Annotated in this window: 1 protein-coding gene; it reads right to left on the reverse strand. The window is 35.8% G+C overall.

Going from position 1 to position 318, the window contains the following annotated elements; all coding sequences use genetic code 11:
* Positions 1 to 318: efflux RND transporter permease subunit (locus AZF04_RS15435; protein WP_161485270.1), on the reverse strand; the 318-nt coding region annotated here is incomplete at both ends.

Here is a 318-nt window from a genome sequence, read left to right on the forward strand (position 1 = left end):
AAACATTTCAATGGTCGCTTCCCGAACAAGAGCACGCCCTGTCAGCTTCTCTTCTTTTAAATGTAATCTTCTATATATATTTTCCACAACAACAATAGAGTCATCGATCACTCGTCCAATCGCAACCGTTATCGCACCGAGCGTCATAATATTTAAGCTAATATCCATCCAATTTAATACAAGTAGTGCCATAAATAATGAAACCGGAATAGAAACGATGGAAATAATCGTCGATTTAAAGTCACGTAAAAACAGCAAAATAATTAAAATCGCAATCAAACCACCAAAGAGAGCCTTTTCTACCATGGTAAAAATAGA

Source organism: Alkalihalobacillus trypoxylicola, assembly GCF_001590785.1.
Lineage (GTDB): Bacteria > Bacillota > Bacilli > Bacillales > Bacillaceae_D > Alkalihalobacillus > Alkalihalobacillus trypoxylicola.